The organism is Sphingomonas sp. PAMC26645 (assembly GCF_004795835.1).
Lineage (GTDB): Bacteria > Pseudomonadota > Alphaproteobacteria > Sphingomonadales > Sphingomonadaceae > Sphingomonas.
In genome coordinates, this window is the sequence record NZ_CP039249.1 from 2,468,970 (window position 1) to 2,487,165 (window position 18,196).

At 63.5% G+C, this 18,196-nt stretch carries 8 protein-coding genes; all 8 read right to left on the reverse strand.

The window, feature by feature from the left end; all coding sequences use genetic code 11:
- Positions 1-13: 13 nt before the first annotated feature.
- The 8 genes from E5673_RS11510 to E5673_RS11545 all read right to left on the reverse strand — a co-directional run bounded on the left by E5673_RS11510 (position 14) and on the right by E5673_RS11545 (position 17,944).
- Positions 14-2,524 (reverse strand): TonB-dependent receptor, encoded by a 2,511-nt coding sequence (locus E5673_RS11510; RefSeq protein ID WP_136190111.1) that lies wholly within the window; start codon positions 2,522-2,524, stop codon positions 14-16.
- 98 nt (positions 2,525-2,622) lie between these two features.
- The gene (locus E5673_RS11515) at positions 2,623-3,606 is read right to left on the reverse strand and encodes a LacI family DNA-binding transcriptional regulator (protein ID WP_136190112.1); all 984 of its coding nucleotides are present in this window, start codon (positions 3,604-3,606) and stop codon (positions 2,623-2,625) included.
- A 217-nt stretch (positions 3,607-3,823) separates the two neighbouring features.
- Positions 3,824-5,329 carry a tryptophan halogenase family protein gene (locus E5673_RS11520; protein ID WP_136190113.1) on the reverse strand — a complete coding sequence of 502 codons (1,506 nt, stop codon included), beginning with the start codon at positions 5,327-5,329 and terminating at the stop codon, positions 3,824-3,826.
- A 9-nt stretch (positions 5,330-5,338) separates the two neighbouring features.
- On the reverse strand, positions 5,339-6,361 hold the full coding sequence (locus E5673_RS11525) for a cupin-like domain-containing protein (RefSeq protein WP_247599676.1): 1,023 nt from the start codon (positions 6,359-6,361) through the stop codon (positions 5,339-5,341).
- Between the two features lie 14 nt (positions 6,362-6,375).
- Entirely contained in the window at positions 6,376-7,095 is a 720-nt protein-coding gene (locus tag E5673_RS11530) for a SapC family protein (protein WP_136190115.1), read from the reverse strand.
- 131 nt (positions 7,096-7,226) lie between these two features.
- Positions 7,227-10,418 carry a TonB-dependent receptor gene (locus tag E5673_RS11535; protein WP_136190116.1) on the reverse strand — a complete coding sequence of 1,064 codons (3,192 nt, stop codon included), beginning with the start codon at positions 10,416-10,418 and terminating at the stop codon, positions 7,227-7,229.
- A gap of 663 nt (positions 10,419-11,081) precedes the next feature.
- Positions 11,082-13,874 carry a TonB-dependent receptor gene (locus E5673_RS11540; protein ID WP_136190117.1) on the reverse strand — a complete coding sequence of 931 codons (2,793 nt, stop codon included), beginning with the start codon at positions 13,872-13,874 and terminating at the stop codon, positions 11,082-11,084.
- Positions 13,875-14,608: 734 nt separating this feature from the next.
- Entirely contained in the window at positions 14,609-17,944 is a 3,336-nt protein-coding gene (locus E5673_RS11545) for an autotransporter domain-containing protein (RefSeq protein WP_168711613.1), read from the reverse strand.
- Positions 17,945-18,196 lie beyond the last annotated feature (252 nt).

Consider the following 18,196-nt stretch of genomic DNA (forward strand, 5'->3'; position numbering starts at 1 on the left):
CTCACCCGCCCTATCAGAAGCCGACGCGGACCGCGGCGGAGATCGTCCGGCCGGTGATCGAGCGTGCCCGGACGATGCCGTTGGTCGGAATCGCGCCTTCCTCCGCTTCGGTAATGCCCTTCACGTCGAACAGATTGTTGCCGTTGACCGACAGCGTGACGTTCTCGGTTGGGTGCACCGACACGAACGCGTTGACCTGCGTATAGCCGGGCATCTTCAGCCCGTTATTGTCCTGCGCGTAGCTATCGGTGGTGCCGATCACGTTCGCGCCGACGGTCAGACGGCCGACATCGACCTGCGGGGTCGCCTGGAAGATGAACTTGGCCTGGCGACGCGGGCGGTTGCCCTCGACCGCAGGGTTGAGCACATCCTTGGTGATCTCGGCATCGGTGTAGGTGCCGCCCGCCGATAGCGAGAACGGCCCGCGTGCGATCCGGCCCTCGAGCTCGACGCCCTTCGCTTCATATTCGCGGTTGAAGAAACGCTGCGTCGTCGCCTCGAAGTTCTGCTCTTCGGTGCGCGCCCAGAAGCCGGTGGCGTAGAGCGAAAGACCGTTCTGGCGGAACTTGAACCCACCTTCGAGCTGGCGGACGAAATCGACCGCCGCGCCTTCGTCGGTCAGGCCGCCCGTGGTCGTGTTGATCGAGGGGCCGAACAGCAGGCGATCGGCATTGGCGCGACCGCCGCGGCTGTAGCGGGCGAACACCGCGGTGCTGTCGGTCAGGCGATAGTTCGCGCCACCCGAGTAGGACAGGTAATCATAGTTATAGTTGAGCGGCGAGCGGCGGTTCGGGATGATCGCAACCTGACGCTCGGGCGCCGAGATCACGCCGTCGCCGTTGATGTCGAACGTCGTGATGCCGCTGCCGAAGCCCGCACCCAGATCGGCGCCGGCGACGCTGCCACGGGCCCGACCGAAATCGTAGCGCAGCGAGCCGTCGATGTTGAAGCGGCCGATCTCCAGACCGAGCTGCGCGAATGGTGCGTAGGTCGTGTAGTCGAGATCGTACGACCGGCGGCAGCAATTGCCGAAGCCGAATGCCGAATACCCCGGCGTGCCGTTCTGCGTGACCGGAACGCCCGCTGCAGTGCGGATGTCGACCAGCTCCGAGCGGCCGTCATCGCCGACGGTCTGGACGAACGAGTTCCACAGCCAGTCGCTCTTGATGTCCTGGCGCGAGGCGTAGAAGCCGCCGGTGATCGCCAGCGTTCCGGTACCCACCGGCACCGAGCCGTTGAGACGAATGTCGTTGGTGATGTTGTTGAGGCTCTTCAGGTCGACGTCGAACAGTACGACGTTCGCCAGCAGGCCGTTGCCGTTGAGCGATGCCGGGTTGGCGATCCGCTGACCGTTCTGCGGTCCGCTCGCGTAGAACAGCTGCGCGCCGGCGCCACCGATGCCGTTGGCGATCGTCTGCGCCGAGCCGACGGCCGAGGGGAACGGCGAGGTGAAGCCGCCCGAGATGTCCGAATAGCGGAACCGCTCGACGATGTTCCAGCCGTCCGCGACCGGGATCTGCGTCTCGAGACCCGCCGAATAGACCACGGGGTGCTGGCCGTCGCGGATCGAGCGCGTGACGAGCTGGTTGTTGCCGTCGAGCGTCTGCACGGTTCGGATGTCGGCGCTGTGCAGCGTGCCGTTGTTGATCGAGAAGTTGGTGATGTTGCTGTAGGTCGGGTCGCTGTTCGTACCGCTCACCTGTACCGGGTTCGGGAGGTAGCCGATCGCGCGGTCGTCGAGATACTTGCCGTACAGCCGGACATAGCCGCCATTGCCGAACGACTTGGTGATGTTCGCCTTGAACTGACCGCCCTTGACGCCATCGAAGCCGACTTCGCGCTGGCCGTCACCGATCCGGTAGAAGCCGCCGAAATGATAGGTCAGCGTGTCGGACAGCTTGCCGCCCTGGTCGAAGTCGACGCGGAACTCGCGGTAGTCGAGCCCGCTGCTCAGCTGAAACGCGCCGCCTTCCTGCTCGCCGGTCTTCGAGATGAAGTTGATGACACCGCCGGGCGAGTTCGATGCGAAGGTCGAGGCCGAACCGCCACGGACCGATTCGACCGTCCTCACGTTGAAATCGGCGCGGAGGAAGATGTCGGCATTACCGAACGTGATGTCGCCGAATTCGAGGATCGGCAGGCCGTCTTCCTGCAGCTGGAGGAACTTTGAGCCGCCCGATGCGACCGGCAGGCCGCGGACCGAGATGTTCGCGTTACCGTCGCCGCCCGATGCCTCGACCCGGATACCGGGGAGGTTGCGGAGCAGTTCACCCGAGGTGCGCGGTGCGAGCTGGATAAGCGCATCCGAGCTGATCGAGCTGGTCGTGATCGACGTGTTGAGCTTGTTCGTGCCGCGCGCGACCGCCGTCACGACGATGTCGTCCTGCGGGACGTCGGCAGCGGGAGCAGCGGCGGTGTCGGCCCGCGTGGCTGCCGGAGCGGCCTGCGGTGCGGTCTGTGCGGCGCCTGCGGTGGCGAACGATGCGGCGGCGATGCCAGCCAGCAATGCGTGACGTACTTTCATGCGACTCTCCCTGCGCGACGGCTTTCTGAGAAGCCCAAGGCCGCTTCCTACCGTCGCCGCAATCGATTGCAACAAGTTTTCACAATCGATTGCAGAAATCAGGCGGACTGTCTCATTATCAGCGCAGGGGGAACGATCGCGGACTCGGCTGGCTCGCCGGCGACGCGCTTCAGCAAGCGATCGACCATCAATTCCGCCCCGATCGCAAGATCTTGGCGGATCGTCGTCAAGGACGGTGACGTGTGCGCTGCCAACGAGACGTCGTCATAGCCGATGACCGCGGTCGTGGTGGGAACGTCGATCCCCGCTTCGGCCAGCGCGCGCAGCACGCTCATCGCCGCAACGTCCGATGCGGCGAAGATCGCGTCGGGAACGGTGCCGCCCGCGAGGTGCGCCGCCGCCGCGGCATGAACCGCCTCGGGGCTCATCGGCGTGGCGAGGACCTTGTACGCGACACCGGCCTGGTCAGCCGCCGCAGCGAACCCGGCAAGCCGGTCGGCAAACTCGGGCGGGGCAGGGTCGCCGACGAAGAGCAGTCGCTGCCGCCCTTGCGCGATCAGATGCTCCGCTGCCAGTCGACCGCCCGCGACATTGTCCGATCCGATCGTCAAATGATGCTGGCCGGGACGGTTCGCGCCCCACACGATCAGCGGACGATAGCGCTGCGAAACCCGCTCGATCGCCGCGAACTGGTCCGACTGGCCGACCAGTAGCAAGCCATCAATCCGCCCACTGTCGACCAGCCGTTCGAGCCAGTCGTCGGCATCGGGAATCACCCGCGACAAGAGGATGTCATAGCCGCGCTCGACCAGCAGGTCGGCGAGAAATCCGAGCAGCGACAGGAAGAACGGGTCGGTCAGGTGCTGCGTCTTCGCGTGGCCCAGCGGCAGGACCAACCCAATCGCGCCGGTGCTCTTCATCCGCAGGTTGCGCGCCAGCTGGTTGGGCCGCACGTCATGCTCGCGCGCCAGCACGCGTATCCGCTCGCGCGTCTGCTCGTTCACGGAGGAATGCCCGGCAAGCGCGCGCGACACGGTTGCGGTCGAAACGCCCGCGAGGGCGGCCAGGTCGGCGAGTTTCATTGTGATGGAGTTCCTCGTCGGTACGCGCGTAGGCCACGTCGTACAGTCAGCACCGAGGGGCTGCAATTGTCGGGCGAATTACCGACGGACTTGTACGATCCGGTGATCGAGAGAGTGCCAACGGGCTATTTGGCAATAGGATCGCCATGCGATCGCGAACACTGCCGTAGCGTCATCGTCCGCTTGCCGGATGCATCATAGTGACGTTCGACGCGACCTAACACATCCCATGCGAGGCGGTGATCGGGGCTGCAAGGTAGCGATCCAGGAAGTGTTGGTGCGTCGGCATCCCTGCAACTGCGTTTGCGATCGTGCTGCGAATATTGCCCAACACGCCGGCGAGCTGCGGGCCGCCCATGATGCTCCCCAGGCGGTGGTGATCGCGCGGGGTCAGGCGCTGGCCGAGCATCACCTGCACCCAGCTGGCGACGCGAAACAGATCATCGCCACCCTGATACGCCTGCGCACCTTCGGTGAAGAGCGCGATGCGCTCCACGAGCGTGTCGGGGATCGGCATGTCCCGGCGCGTTGCCCAGAAGGGTTCGGGACGTTCGTTGAGGTGGTAATGGAGGATGATGAAATCGCGGACGCGCTCGAGCTCGGCCTGCGCCTGATCATTGTACCGCTTGACCAGCGCGGGTGCGATTCCGCCGAACGGGAAGGTCTGCATCAGCCGCGTAATGCCCGTCATGATCAGATGGATGCTGGTCGACTCGAGCGGCTCGACGAACCCGCTGGCAAGGCTGAGCGCGACGCAGTTCCCCATCCATACCTGTCGCCGGCGACCGGTACGGAACCGGATCAGCCGCGGCTCGGTAAGCGGCGCGCCGTCGATCGTGGCGAGCAACCGGGCATGAGCCTCGTCGTCCGACAGATGATCGCTGGCATAGACCAGTCCGTTACCGACGCGGTGCTGCAACGGGATACGCCAGCGCCAGCCCGCGTCATGCGCGATCGCGCGCGTGTACGGGTGCGCCGGGCCCGCCGCGGCCGTCTGCACGGCCAGCGCGCTGTTGGTGGGCAGCCAGTGCGACCAATCCTCGTATCCGGCGGCGTAGGTGCCCTCGATCAGCAGCCCGCGAAAGCCGGTGCAGTCGATGAACAGGTCGCCCTCGACGCGCTCGCCAGACTCTAGGACGAGGGCGCGGATGAAGCCGGTCTCGCCGTCGCGATCGACGCTGGCGATCCGCCCCTCGATCCGTTTCAGCCCGTTCGCCTCGCTGCGCGCGCGCAGGAAGCGGGCGTACAGGCCTGCGTCGAGGTGATAGGCGTAGTTGATCTGGCCCTCGGAGGGGAGCGCGAACCGCTCCGCCTTGGCCGCCTGAAGTTCCAGGCAATAGTCGCCGATCTCGCTCGAATCCCCGTCCGCCTTTGCGGCAAGCCAGAAATGGTGGAAGTCGCCCAACCAGGTCGATTTGCCGATGTCGCCGAACGAATGGATGTAGCGATCGCCGTCGCGTGCCCAGTTCTCGAACGAAATGCCGAGCTTGAACGTTGCCTGCGTCGCCCGCATGAATTCGCGTTCGTCGAGGCCCAGGATCGAGTGGAACGCGCGCATCGTCGGGATCGTCGCTTCGCCGACGCCGATGGTGCCGATTTCTTCCGATTCGACCAGCGTGATGTCGAGCAACTGGCCCAACTGCCGCGACAGCGCGGCAGCGGCGAGCCAGCCGGCGGTGCCACCGCCGGCGATGACCACTTTCCTGATGCGCTGCTCGGCCATGTTCGGCTCCTATCGGTTGATGCGCTGGAGGATTTTGGCGCGCAACCGGCGTGCCGACATCGCGTCCAGCGGCGCGAGTTCGCCATGCGCGTGCTCGGGTAGGTGCTCCCTAGCCTGATCCGCAGGGCCGAAGACATAATGGTCGAACATCGCGCGCCATGCCTGCTTCTCGTGATCAGGCCGATCGCGCAACGACAACAGGCCGTGAAGCAGGGTGTTCATGGGCGTATCCATGAACCGTGGCACCGCGTTCCACCAATAGTTGATCATCACGTTGAACGCGTCCAGCGCCTCGACATTATGCCACCACAACGCCGGGTAGAGCAGCACGTCACCCGGCTCGAGTTCGGCGACCTCGGCATGCGCCAGGGCCTCGGCAAAGCGTGGGTATCGGTCGAGATCGGGTGCGCGGAGGTCGACCATGCTCACCACCTGTCCGGCCGGCGTCGGCTCCAACGGTCCGGGGTAGAGGTTGGCGACCTGGTCCGGCGGGAACAGCGTGAAGCGTCGTCGGCCGACGATGCAGCACGCCAGATTGTTCGACATGTCGTAATGCGTCGAGGCGGTGGTACGATTGCCGATCCAGATGCTGACCAGGGGCGGGTTCTCGACGAGCTGCGGGTCTTCGAACGGCAGCGCGGCCTGCGCGCGAAGGCCAGGCAGGTACAGATCGATGTCGGTCGAGCCGATATAGATGGCGGGGGCTTCCGGATCGCCGAGGCCAGCAAGAAGCTGGTCGAGATAGCCGGACAGCGAACCGCTCTCTCGTTTGAAGTTCAACGCGGTGCAATCGTCGGAATACCCGAAGCGGCCGCCGATCGCCGGATCGCCGACGTACGCCGTGACGGGACGGCCACCGTCGAACTGCTTGAGCCATGTCATCGCAGGCTCTGCACCTTCCAGCCCGACAGCCACCAGCGGCAAGTGGCTGGCGATCCCGCGCAGGATCACCGGAACGCCATCGGCGATCAGGTCGGCGATCGGCACGCTGATCGCGCTCGTGCCCTCGATGACACGCGTACGGCGCGTGATACCTGCCACCGGGATCAACCGTTCTGGGTGAGCAGAGATTGCTTGCGCGCAATCAACTGCTGGATGTTGCCGAGCGACGCTGCGGCCAGGATGGCAAGACGCAGCACGCCTGATCCATGGAGCCGCTCGAGCGGTTCGCCTTTCAGAGCGGCTAGATGCTCCAGGTCGACGACCAGCACATCGGCTATGGTATAGCGACGCTCTTCGCTGACATCGACGGTGAGCGTTACCGGCGTGAGCAGGCCAGCCTCGTCAAGCGCGGTATAGGCAGCCGGCGCGGTCTCCAGCCCCTCGTACAGCAGGCGGAGCACGCCGGTGATATGTTCCAGATACGGTGTGTTGCCGCCATGTTCCAGGAACAGCGGCAGGCCGGCGCTGTCGCCGACGCGCCCGTCGTCAAGATCGACGTGCAGCATAGGCTCGCCGACATCGTCTCCGGAGGGGCGAACCATCCCGATCGAGAAGGGGCCGCGCTGGTGACTGGCGGGCACATAGCGGCTTGTCCAATAGTCGCCGGACAGGAACAGGTTCTCGTCGCGGTCCAGCCCCAACAGGGCATAGGCCTGCAATCCCTCGTCACGACGACGGAATATGATGGCGAATTCGCGCTGCACCGCCTCGAACTCGGCGGGGAATATCAGCGTCTGATTGGCCGCGTCGCCGAATGCGGCGCCCGCCCGCGGGCTTACGCGTAAATCGGCATGGTCGACGTTGTTGATCTGTACGGGATTCATCCGCTCCGGTCCTGTTGTTGCCTCACGCTTATCAGCGCGACGGCGACCGACAAAGGAAAAGGCCGCTGCACGGCACGGCGGCGGCCTTCTTAATGGGGTCGGGAGTGGACCAAGATCCACTCCCGCCGTCATCAGAAACGATAGCGCGCGCCGAGATAATAGCGTGGCTTCAGTTCCTGCACATACACCAGGTTCGTCTCGGTGCGGGCATATTGGCGGAACGGTTCGCTGGTCAGGTTGACCGCTTCGAGCGAGACCGAGAACGCCTTCGTGACATCGTAGCTTATGCTGCCGTCCAAGGTACCGAACGCGGCCGTGAACAGCGGGTTGCGATTGCCGCCCTGGTTCGTAGCCGCGAGATACTTGTCGCGCCAGTTGTACGAGACGCGAGCCGAGATACCGCCCTTGTCGTAGATTGCCGTCAAGTTGGCGCTGTCGCCCAAACCGCTCAGCGCGAAGATGTTGACGTTCGGATCGGCATAGGGATCCACGTTCACGTCGCCACTCACCTTCGTGTACGAAACCGCGAAACCGAAGCCGGTCTGACCGAAGAAGTTGGTCCAGGCGACTTCGAAGCCGTGGATATTGCCTTCCTTGTTGTTGACCGGCCCGCTGATTGCGAAGTTCACGAGCGGATCATTGGCGTCCCCGACGAGATCGACCGCAAGGGCGAGGGGATTGTAGACCGCATCACTGATTTCGCCCGTGGCGGGATTGAGCGCGCCGCGGAAGGCCGCCGTCGCCGCCGCCTGATTGCCGCCATTCTGCTGTAGCAGCGCCGCGTAGGCGAACAGATTTCGATCGGTCTGGGTAATCCCATTGTTCCTGAGGTAGGCCTGCGCAATACCCGACCGCGATCCTGGCGCGCCTGAACCCGGGTCGCGCAGCCCGAACAGGTTACCGTTGGTTATCTGGTTGCCGACGAAGTTGCGCACGTTCTTGTTGAAGAAGCCGACCGAGACGAAACTCGTGGGCTTGTAATACCACTCCAGCGACACGTCGAAATTGTCCGAGATCAGCGGCAACAGCGCTGGATCCTGCCGCGTGGCAGGAGCCGGGGCCGCACCGAGTGCTGTCGGACGGTTCGGAGCGTTTGCCGTCACCGATGCGAACAAATTGCCATAGTCCGCACGGGCCAGCGTACGGCTGAACGAGGTGCGCGCCATGACGTTGTCGAGCACTTCGATATTGAAGTCGAGCGACGGCAGCAGGTTGTCGTACTTCGACTTCACGATCACCGCGGCGCCCGGCGGTCCGCCGATCACGGTGAAGTCATTGTCCGATTGCCAGGCCAAAGCCGTCGGGATCGACTGAAGACCGACCGACTTGACCCGGGTCCGTTCGTAGCGAACGCCGATCAGCGCGTTTGCACGGCGTCCGCCAATGTCACCGCCCCAGGCCATCTGGCCATAGACCGCCAGGTTTTTCTCGCCGACGGTGTCGTCCGACGAACCCTGCAAGGCGTCGGGGCGTCCCAGCTTCGCATAATAGGGTGAGAAAATGTCCAGCAGGTCGACCGCATCGCCACGAAACGCGACCAGCGCCGACCCGGTCGAGTTCGGATTATACTTGTCGAACTTGCAGGTCATGCAATAGGTCTTGATGAGATCGCCGGCGAGCTCCTGGACGCGGCCGGTGTCCGTAATGCTCCAGTCGCCGAGAATCTGCTGGTTATTGGAACTAGCCGAGCGGGTCGTTGCATCCACATAGTTACTGCCGACCACGAAACGGCTATCGTTGCCGAGATCCCAGCCCAGTTCGCCACTGAACTGGTTGACCCTCGACTCCTGCTTGGAGAAGATCCGACGCGCGACCTGCGTGCCCAAGTCGCCGATGTCGAGGATATTGTTGCAATTGCCGCCGCGGCCGCCGTTGGTCGCGTTGCAATCGTTCAGAGTTTCCGACTGCTGCGGGAAGCCGCTGCTGAAGTCGACTTTGTGCGTAGCGCGAACCGGAGCGCCGATCGAGATCGTCGTCGCCGACGTGCCGTTCGCGTTGTCCGGGTTCGTGGTCGACTTCGAATGGTTTGCATCAAGCTTCAGCGACAGCACGTCGGTGAAGTTCCACTTGACGTTACCGCCAACCGAGTAGAGCTCGGTCTTCGTGGCGAACCGTTGCTGCTCGTACCCCTTATCCGCCTGCTTAGCCTCGGCCAGGATGATCGCAGTCTGCATCTTCTTGTTGTCGTCGAAGGTGACGTCACTGAACGGCCGCTGGAACCAGTTGGTCTGCTCGCTACGCTCGTCGCTCAACTTGTTGCGCGCATACAAGCCGTCGATCGTGATCTCCAGCCGATCCGTAGGTTTGAACTGGATGTTGGCCTGCCCGTTGATGCGCTCGCGGCGGTTCTCGGAGAACTGATAGCGGCTGTCGTTCGGGATTTGCACGTACTGTGTAGTGGGACGGTTCGTGATGTTCGTCGTCGGCGTGATGTACGCACCCGCCGTATTCAGGAAATCGGCCAGCGGAACGATATTCCAGTAGTTCGGGTTCGACTGGATCGATGTCGACTCGCGTAACTGATAGCTGCCGAAGACGTTGACGCCAAAGGTTTCGCTGGGGTTTTTCCAGTTGATCAGGCCAGAGAGTTCGGGCGTGACCTTCTTCAGGTTCGCCTCCGCATTCTCGACCGAGCTGTCGTACAGTGCCTTGGCGCCAATCGAGCCCGACAGGCCGTCTTCGCGCGCGTCGAGCGGCCGGCGGGTGACGACATTGATCGCAGCACCGATGCCGCCCGTTGGAATGTTCGCCCGGCCGGTCTTGTAGACTTCCAGCGTAGCGACGCCTTCGGACGCTAGATTCTGGAAGTCGAACGAGCGGCCGGTGCCGACCGCGAAGGCGTTGCCCGTGCTGGTGTCGATGCTGGTCGAGGCAAGCTGACGGCCGTTGAGCGTCACGAGGTTGAAGCCGCCGCTAAAGCCGCGGACCGCGACCTGCGAGCCTTCGCCATTGGCGCGGGTGATCGACACGCCGGTGATGCGCTGCAGCGATTCCGCGAGGTTGGTGTCGGGAAACTTGCCGATATCCTCGGCCGAGATGGCATCAACGACGCCTGCCGAATTACGCTTGATGTCGATCGCGCGATTGAGACTGGCGCGGATGCCGGTAACGACGATCTCGTTGGCCGGACCGGCCGTCCCTTCGTCGAGCGTGCTAGTCGCGGGCGCCGCGTCGGGTGCGGTCTGCTGCACGGTCGTCGTCTGAGTGCTCTGGCTGGTCGCGGCAGTGTTCGTCTGCGCGATCGCAGCGCTGGAAGCTGCCAGCCCGGTCACGACCGCGATGGTCGATACCGAATGCGCGAGCGTGCGCGAAAATTTCTTCATAAATCCTCCCCCATTCCCGGCCGCCCTGATCAGGCCGGATTGCACACGGTCGTTGCCGTGTATGATAGGGCTACCATTAAGGGCGCGGGTGTCAACTGTGGGAGGGAAGTAGACCCGTACGATCGTCAGAACTTGATCGACCGACGTCGCGAACAGCGCTCATGGAATACCATTATTTACAGCGGTTTACCTGATCGGATTGCTGCGCTTGGATATTCCGTACTGATTTCATCAGTAATGAACCTAATGGAATCTGTCTCAGCTGTGATAAATTGAGCACTATTACGATAGTGTGCGGGCAGTGTGCGGAAGGCCAGCGCTGGGAGGTCGAACTATCCCGGAATTCCAGTCTTTAAGGTCAGCCATTATTACCCAATTGATCCAATATCGGCATGGAATACCTATAGACATGTGGGTCTACTTCAACGCGAGGCGGGTGGACTTGAAGTAGATTCGTGCAGTTAGACAACGGGCATATGATCCCGATCGTAAGCGATACCGGTCCTTGCGACACAGGCGACTTAAACGGACCACCAACGCGCGATTGAATCGATGAGGGAAGGTGAGGGGCGCTAGCGGTTCACCTGTAAAGGCGTGCCGCAGGCTAATCGCAGTCACCGCTCAGTTCGACGAGGCGCGCCATCGCGGCGCGCCTCCCTTGGTTTACATTCGGAACGATACCGACGCGACGTACGTGCGGCCGTTCTTGTAGAACGCCGTCGGGCGATCTCGCGAGCCGCTATACTGCGTGTAGGTCGAGTCGAGCAGGTTCTGCGCGTTGACCGTCAGCGTGATCGCCTTGGTCAGGTTGAAGCCTGCCGAGAAGTCGAGCTGGCTGTACGGCGCGACCATATCGATCGAGTTCAGGCGACCGATCGCGCGGAAATACGACGAGCGGTAGTTATAGCTCAGGCGCGCCTGGAACGGTCCGTTCTCGTAATACGGGATCACGTTGACGGTGTGCTTCGACAGATAAGGCAGGTTCAGCCCCTCGTCGGTCGAGCTCTCGGCGTAGGAGTAGTTCGCCTGCAGCCCGAAGCCATGCCAGATCTCACCCTGTGCCGAAACCAGCGCACCGTTGACGTTCGCCTTGCCGCCGTTCAGCGGCTGCGATACGAGATAGGACGCGTTGCTCTGCGTCAGCTCGTTGAAGAACGTCTGGCGGCTGAGGCCGTTGAGGATGTAGTCCTTCACCTCGCGGCGGAACAGCTCGAGCGACAGCAACGTCCCCTCGCGCGGATAATATTCCGCGGACAGTTCGTAGTTGGTCGACTGGTACGGCTTGAGGTTCGGGTTGCCGCCACTCGCATCGAGCGTGATGTCGTTGCGACCGACCGATCCACCGAGCTGTTCATAGCGCGGGCGGGCGATCACCTTGGCAACGCTGCCGCGGAAGATCAGGTGCGTGCCCGCTTCGTACGCGACGTTCAGGCTCGGCAGGAACTTCAGATAGTCGTTCTCGACCCGCTGCGGCACGATCGTCGGAAGGCTGCCATCGGTGCCGGAAACTTGATCGGCGTAGTTCGACACGTTCTTTGTATAAACCAGACGACCGCCGATGTTGCCGCGGAAGCCGCTCTGGTCGAAGTTCAGCTGGACGTAGTTCGCCGCGACCGTCTCGTCGACGATGTACGATGCGGTCGGCTTGGCGACGGGGATGTTGATCGAGTTCGCGAGGATGTCGATCACGGTCTGCTGCGACAGGTTGATGTACTTGGTCGCGTTGCCGGTACCGCCAGTGCCGTCGAACGTGCCGTTCGGCGTCGTCATCGTGTCGACGCCCAGGCTCGCCAGCGTGTAGTTCGACGTCGAGTAGTTGTTGAAGCCGCTCGCGTTCAGGCGGTTGCGGTGATCGGTGAACTTGCCGCCGATCCGGATTTCCTTGAACGGCCCCGCCTCGAACGGAATGACCGCGTCATAGCCGGCGTAGTAATCGCGATCGATCGTCTTGGAGAAATCGATGCCGCCCGCTCGCGCTGCATTCAGCTGCGTGCCGTTGACGATGACGGGGGCGCCGTCGATCGTCTGGAGCTGCGGACTGTTGCTGCGGCGGTAATTGGCCGGGTTGGTCAGGTCGCCAACGTAATCGACGTTCGCACTGTCCGAGGTGAAGCCGTAGCTGTACGGCAGGTCGGTCCGCACATCGAGCAGATATTCGGGATTGCGCCCGCCGATCGCCTTGCTCCAGCCGCCGGTCGCCGCCACGGTCGCGCCGTCAGGACCTTCCCACTCGGCGACGAAGTTGAGGTTGTCGGTGGTCAGCTTGGTCTTGCGGATCAGAAGGTCGAGCTGCGCACTCTGGCTGTTAGCCGAGGCTGCGCCGAAGCTCGCGTTGGTGACGACGCCGTTCGCGACCGTCGCCGACTGGAGCACGTCGCCGCTCCATGCGCCGGGGATGACGTACATCGACTGGCTGCTGTTGTTGTAGTTGCCGTCGATATGCAGCCCGTTGAGCGTCAGCGTGATATCGTCGGTCGGCTTGGCCTGGACCGTGCCGACATAGCTGATGCGCTTACGCTCCTGCGTGAAATACGCGTAGTTGATGCCGAACGGCGACACCGCGTTGGCGAGATCCTGGCGCGTGCCGCCGGTAACCGTCGCGGCCGTGTTCTTCAACACGGGCTGGCCGCTCGCGTCGCGGATCAGCGCGTTGTTGGCGTCCTTCTGGAAGAAGCGGTCGCCGGCATTCTCGAACCCGAAGAATTCGACACCCGAGCGGGTCAGGCTCTGCTTGTCGTAGGTGACGGCGCCGAGCACGCCGAACGTGCCACCCTCGTTGTGCCAGCTGTACAGACCCGACGCGCGGACGTTACCCTTGTCGGCGCGGTCGTTGTACGAATAGCCGCCGGACGCGAAGATCGAGTTGGCGGGCGTGTCGAGCGGACGGCGTGTGCGGACGATGACCGTGCCGCCGATGCTGCCTTCCTCGATACGCGGCTCGGGCGACTTGTAGACTTCGAGGCGCTCGACCAGTTCGGGCGCGAGCAGCGAATAGTTGAAGGTACGGCTGGTCGGATCGTTGTCGTTGCCGCCCCAGTCCGCCGAAGCAACCGCGTGGCCGTCGAGCAGCATGCGGTTGAGCGCCGGATCGGTGCCATGGATCGCGACCTTCTCGCCTTCGCCGAAGCGACGATCGATGCTGACGCCGGGAACGTGCGAGAGGGATTCGGCGACGTTGCGGTCGGGGAACTTGCCGATCGCCTCGGCGCTGATGACGTCGACGATCGCGTTGGCGTTGCGCTTTACCGCGATCGCGCTGCGCAGGCTGCCGCGGATACCGGTGACGACGATGTCCGTATCGGCGCCGTCCGGGGCGGGATTACCTTGGGTTGCGGTGGCGACGGGGGCGGACGATGGCGCGGGCGCTGACTGCGCGAGAACGGGTTGCGCGAAAACTGGTACCAGACCGAATATCGCCGCACCGGATGCGAGCAAAACCTGCTTACGAAAAACCATCGTCAAAAGCCCCTTCCCATCGACGCCGCAGCGTCACCCTTCGACACGGTCCTGCCCGTATCGTTCAACTCACCTCACTGGCCGGACCTCTACAGGGTACTGTCATCGCAGCGTGGTATTGGTACTATATAACCAATCTAATTCCTGACGCTATCGGAAAATTACAGTTTCGCGGTGGCCGATGCGCTTTGCAAAGCCCGCAAAAATCTCATGATCGTTTGGAGGTGGTCCGTCGACAAAATGCGAAGCTGGCCGAGACGACGCTACGATCTCAAGATGCCAGTGATCTAGAATGCTACCAATCTATAGCATAGTGCAAGCGACACCCATCGTCCGCATAGTCACGACCGACCGTCGAACTCAAAAACCGCCGGGCTAGTCATCCGGCACGTATAGGCAGCTTATGGAATCGCGCCTGTTCGGCCAGATCGATTGGTCCGAAATGCGACCATCCGTGATCTGCGTATGACGATGCGCTGCGGATCGCGCGCGACCTGATGCCGAAAATCCGAGTTCGGTTCTGGTTTGGGTTGGAAGGCGGGCGAGATCCAGCGTCGCTGAGCGGCAATCTATGCCGAAGGGTAGTTCTCGCCGATCGTCTCCGACTCGTTCGAAGGCCCACCGATCATGTAGAGGGCCAGCAGCAGCAGACCGGCGAGGTGTTCCATCAAAACACCTCGCCAATTGGCGATCATCCGCGCGCGTGCGCTCGGTCGACCGAGTGTTCTAACGTCTCAGAAGTTGATCCTCACGCCGACGTTGCCGGCATAGGATCGCTGTTGCGAGGACAACACGCCGGTTCCCGTGGCGTAGAGGACCAGCGCGGAGGCCAGCGGCAGTTGGAGTCCGGCCTTGCCGACGAACGCGCTTTGCGAAGGTCGAGCGCCGGCGATCGTGAACGACGGATCGGCCAGCGCGACAAAATCGACTCCGATATCGCGGTCGCGGCGGAACTCGTGCAGGTAGCTCGCTTCGATCATTGGCCGCAGCACGAGGCCGTTCCCGAACGGGACGCTGCCATCCATCCGCAACCCGACATTGATCGGGAGCGACGTCGTGGTCTGCTTGCCCGCCTGCAACGCCAGCACGCTGCCGCGCTCTGCGAACGCATCGGTGTAGAGACGCGCATATTCCGCCGCGACGAACGGCGTCAGGTCGAACGACTGGATTGCGATGCGCTGACCGATTTCGCCGCGCAGGCGCAACTCCGCGGCGTCGTACCGTGCGATCTCGGTTTCGCTGGCGACGCTGCCGATCCCGCCCGCAGTCCGCGTCGTACGGATCGCATAATGGCCATAGCCCAGCGACCCGCGAACATACGTGCCCGTCGGCAGCGCATACGAGGTGTAGGCCGAGACGTGATAGCTCGACGCCTTGCCCTTGGTCGCGCGCGCCGCGGTGTTGAAACGGGTATCGAGCCCCCCCGCGACGAAACCGGCACGCCACCCGGTCGAGACCTCGCCGTCGAGCCCGATCACGCCGCCCCAGCTGTTGCTGCGACGATCGACCGTACCGTCGCCGTCCCGGCCATCAGTCCATTCCCGACCACCCAGCGGCCCGCCCCAGAGGTGCATCTGCGTGTCGGTCAGGACCGCACGCTGCTGATCGGTCACGGTATCGCCGAATACCCGCCCGGCAAACAACGCTGCGCTGTTCGCGTCGGCAAGGCCTTCACCCGAGAGGGTGTCGAGCGCTGCAGTACCCGCCGCCGCCGAGCCCTGGCCCGTGGCATAGACCGTGTTGAGCAACGTTGCCGCGCCGGCACCGCTCGCCAACGGCACCGCGCTGGTCAGCGCCGCCGCGACGCGTCGCTGGTTCGCGGTGACCCCGAGTGGACGATAGTCGATATCGGTCCGGTTGAGGTTCAGGCTTGCCGCCGTCGTCGAATAGTCGAGCACGCCGCGCAGGTTGGTGGGCACCCCCGTAACGCCCGCAAAGCTGCCCGACACTCCACCGGCTGCCGTGACCAAAGTGATGCGCGTGACGGGTAGCGTGCCGACCGAACCCTGGACGCGTACCGTGCCGTCGAGCTTCGCCGCGCCGGATACGACCGTGCGGCTGGCAAGCGTAGGCGATACCGTCTGCACCAGCGTCGCACCGCTGGCGACCGTGAGCGGACCGTTGATCGTCAGCGTGCCCGGCGTGGTTCCCATGCCCGGCACCAGCGTGCCGCCGCTATTGACCGTGACTGCGCCGGTGCTGCCCGTGCCACCAAAGACTGCGCCGGTGTTGACGGTCGTCGCCGAGACGATCGAGCCGGTGACGGCAAGCGTTCCGCCATTGACGATCGTCGGGCCGGCATAGCTGTTCTTCCCGGTCAGGGTCAGGCTGCCGGTGCCATTTTTGGTCAGCCCGCCGGTTCCGCCGATATCGTTGCCCCAGCTGTCGGCGGCCGCATAGCCACCTTGCGCGGCGTCCATCGTCACCGCGACCTGGCCGTTGAACGCGCCATAGCCGTCGTTCGCGGCATAGAGGTTCAACTGGCCCCATCCGTCCAGCGTGTTGCCGGTGAGCACGGGATAGCCCGAGGGGAGGGCGGTAGTCGCGAGGATATCGGTCCGCTGCGCATCGGTCAGATACCCGAACCGCGTCAGCAGCAGCACTTGCGCCTGCACCGGCACGTCCGCGGCGGTCATCGCCCTGACCGGACCGACCGGCGCGAAGCCGTAGGTCATCTCGGCAAGGTAGGTCGCCTTGTTCTGTGCGACGTTGGCATACGGATCGGCTGCGGTTGCGCCAGACGCGTTGGCGGCGGCGATGCATGCCGTGACGGTCGCGGTGCCGCAGGCGGACGCCAGATAGGACTGGGTCTGGGTATAGGCCTGGTAGACCGCGTACGCGCCGGCATTGCCGGGGTTGGTCCAGTCGAGGCGATTGCCCTTCGCGTCATACAAGGCTGCGTAGATGTTGGTCGCCGACAGCGCCGTCGCCTCGATCCGGGCGCCCATGATGTCGAGCGGCGAATGCATGCCCGCTAGGATACGGTTGGTGCCGAGATCCGCCGCGCGCGCGAGCAATTCCTGCCCTTGCTGCGGGACCAGGAACGCCGTGCCCAGCGCCTGCAGCATGCCCGAATTGGTATGCCCGCTTGGATAGGCACCATCGGCATAGGGGTTGGACGAGTTGATGATCTGAAGCATCGGCGTCGGTACGTTGACGTCGGTCGTCACGCGGTACGGTCGCGGCGAGGCACCGATGCCGGGAACATATTCGCCGACCTTGAACGTCGCCGCGGTGAACTTGCCCGCGGAATCGAACGTGCCGAAATTGGGTGCGGTGATCGGCTTGCCGCCATTTGCCGCGACCATGTCCGCCGTCACGACGAACCCACGTACCCACTGCGTCGTAGAGGCGTAGGGCGCAGGCGTGGTAAAGCTCGACAGATACGACGGCACGATGATCGCCGCGGTGTCCGCCAGCGTCAGCGCACCGCGATTGGTGTTGACGTTGTAGTTGGCGAACCGCGGATCGAGCGGATCGATCGGTGGGTTTTCGCCCTGATACCGCGCGAACGTCCGCTTGGCGGGCTCGGTCGACGAACTGGCGCGGACAGTGTTGTTGATGAAGGCGACCGCGGCGGCCAGCGGCGTGGCGGTACCGTTGCCGAACTTCTCGGCGCCCGGGCTGAAGCTGTTGCCGAGATTGATATTCGCGACATAGTCCGCGAGCGTTGCGGTCGCATAGCTGGTAGGGGTAAGCGTGTTCGGCGCCGATCCGCTGGTCGACGCCCCTGCGCCCGCCATGTAAAGATTGGTCAGCGCGCCGAGGCCATTCAGGATGCTGTATGCCTGGTTGGTGCGATCGTCGTGGATCGCCGCCAAGGTCTGGCTCGGCGTGCGCGCGTTGGTCATCGTGACAACGGTCTTGTAGTTCTGCACCATCACTTCGGGATGGTCGCGGATCAGCTTCACATAGCTGTCGAGCAGCTTCGGAACGATGCTGCCGATCGCCGGATTGCTCTCGTTGACGTAGTTGACTGGTGGGGATGTCGGGATCGTCTGCGCCGCGATCGACAGCGGCGTCAGCATCGTTGCCGATGCCGCACAGACCATGAACTTACTTAAAGACACACCATTCCCCTTACGCGTTTCGAAGAGGGGCATGGCATCCTGCGGCGACGGTTTTATGCGACTTATGTTGCAGGTGCGTCATAAAGACGGGGGTCGCGGAATGATCGCTTGGGCGGTCAGGTTGCTGGACGATAAGTCCGACATCATGCAAACTGTGTCAGAGCGAGGGCCGCCAGAGTGGGTGCTTGCGGCGCTCAGTTTATCTTCCGCAGTGCGGCGAAAACTGCCCGATGGGCATCGGACGCCCGCATC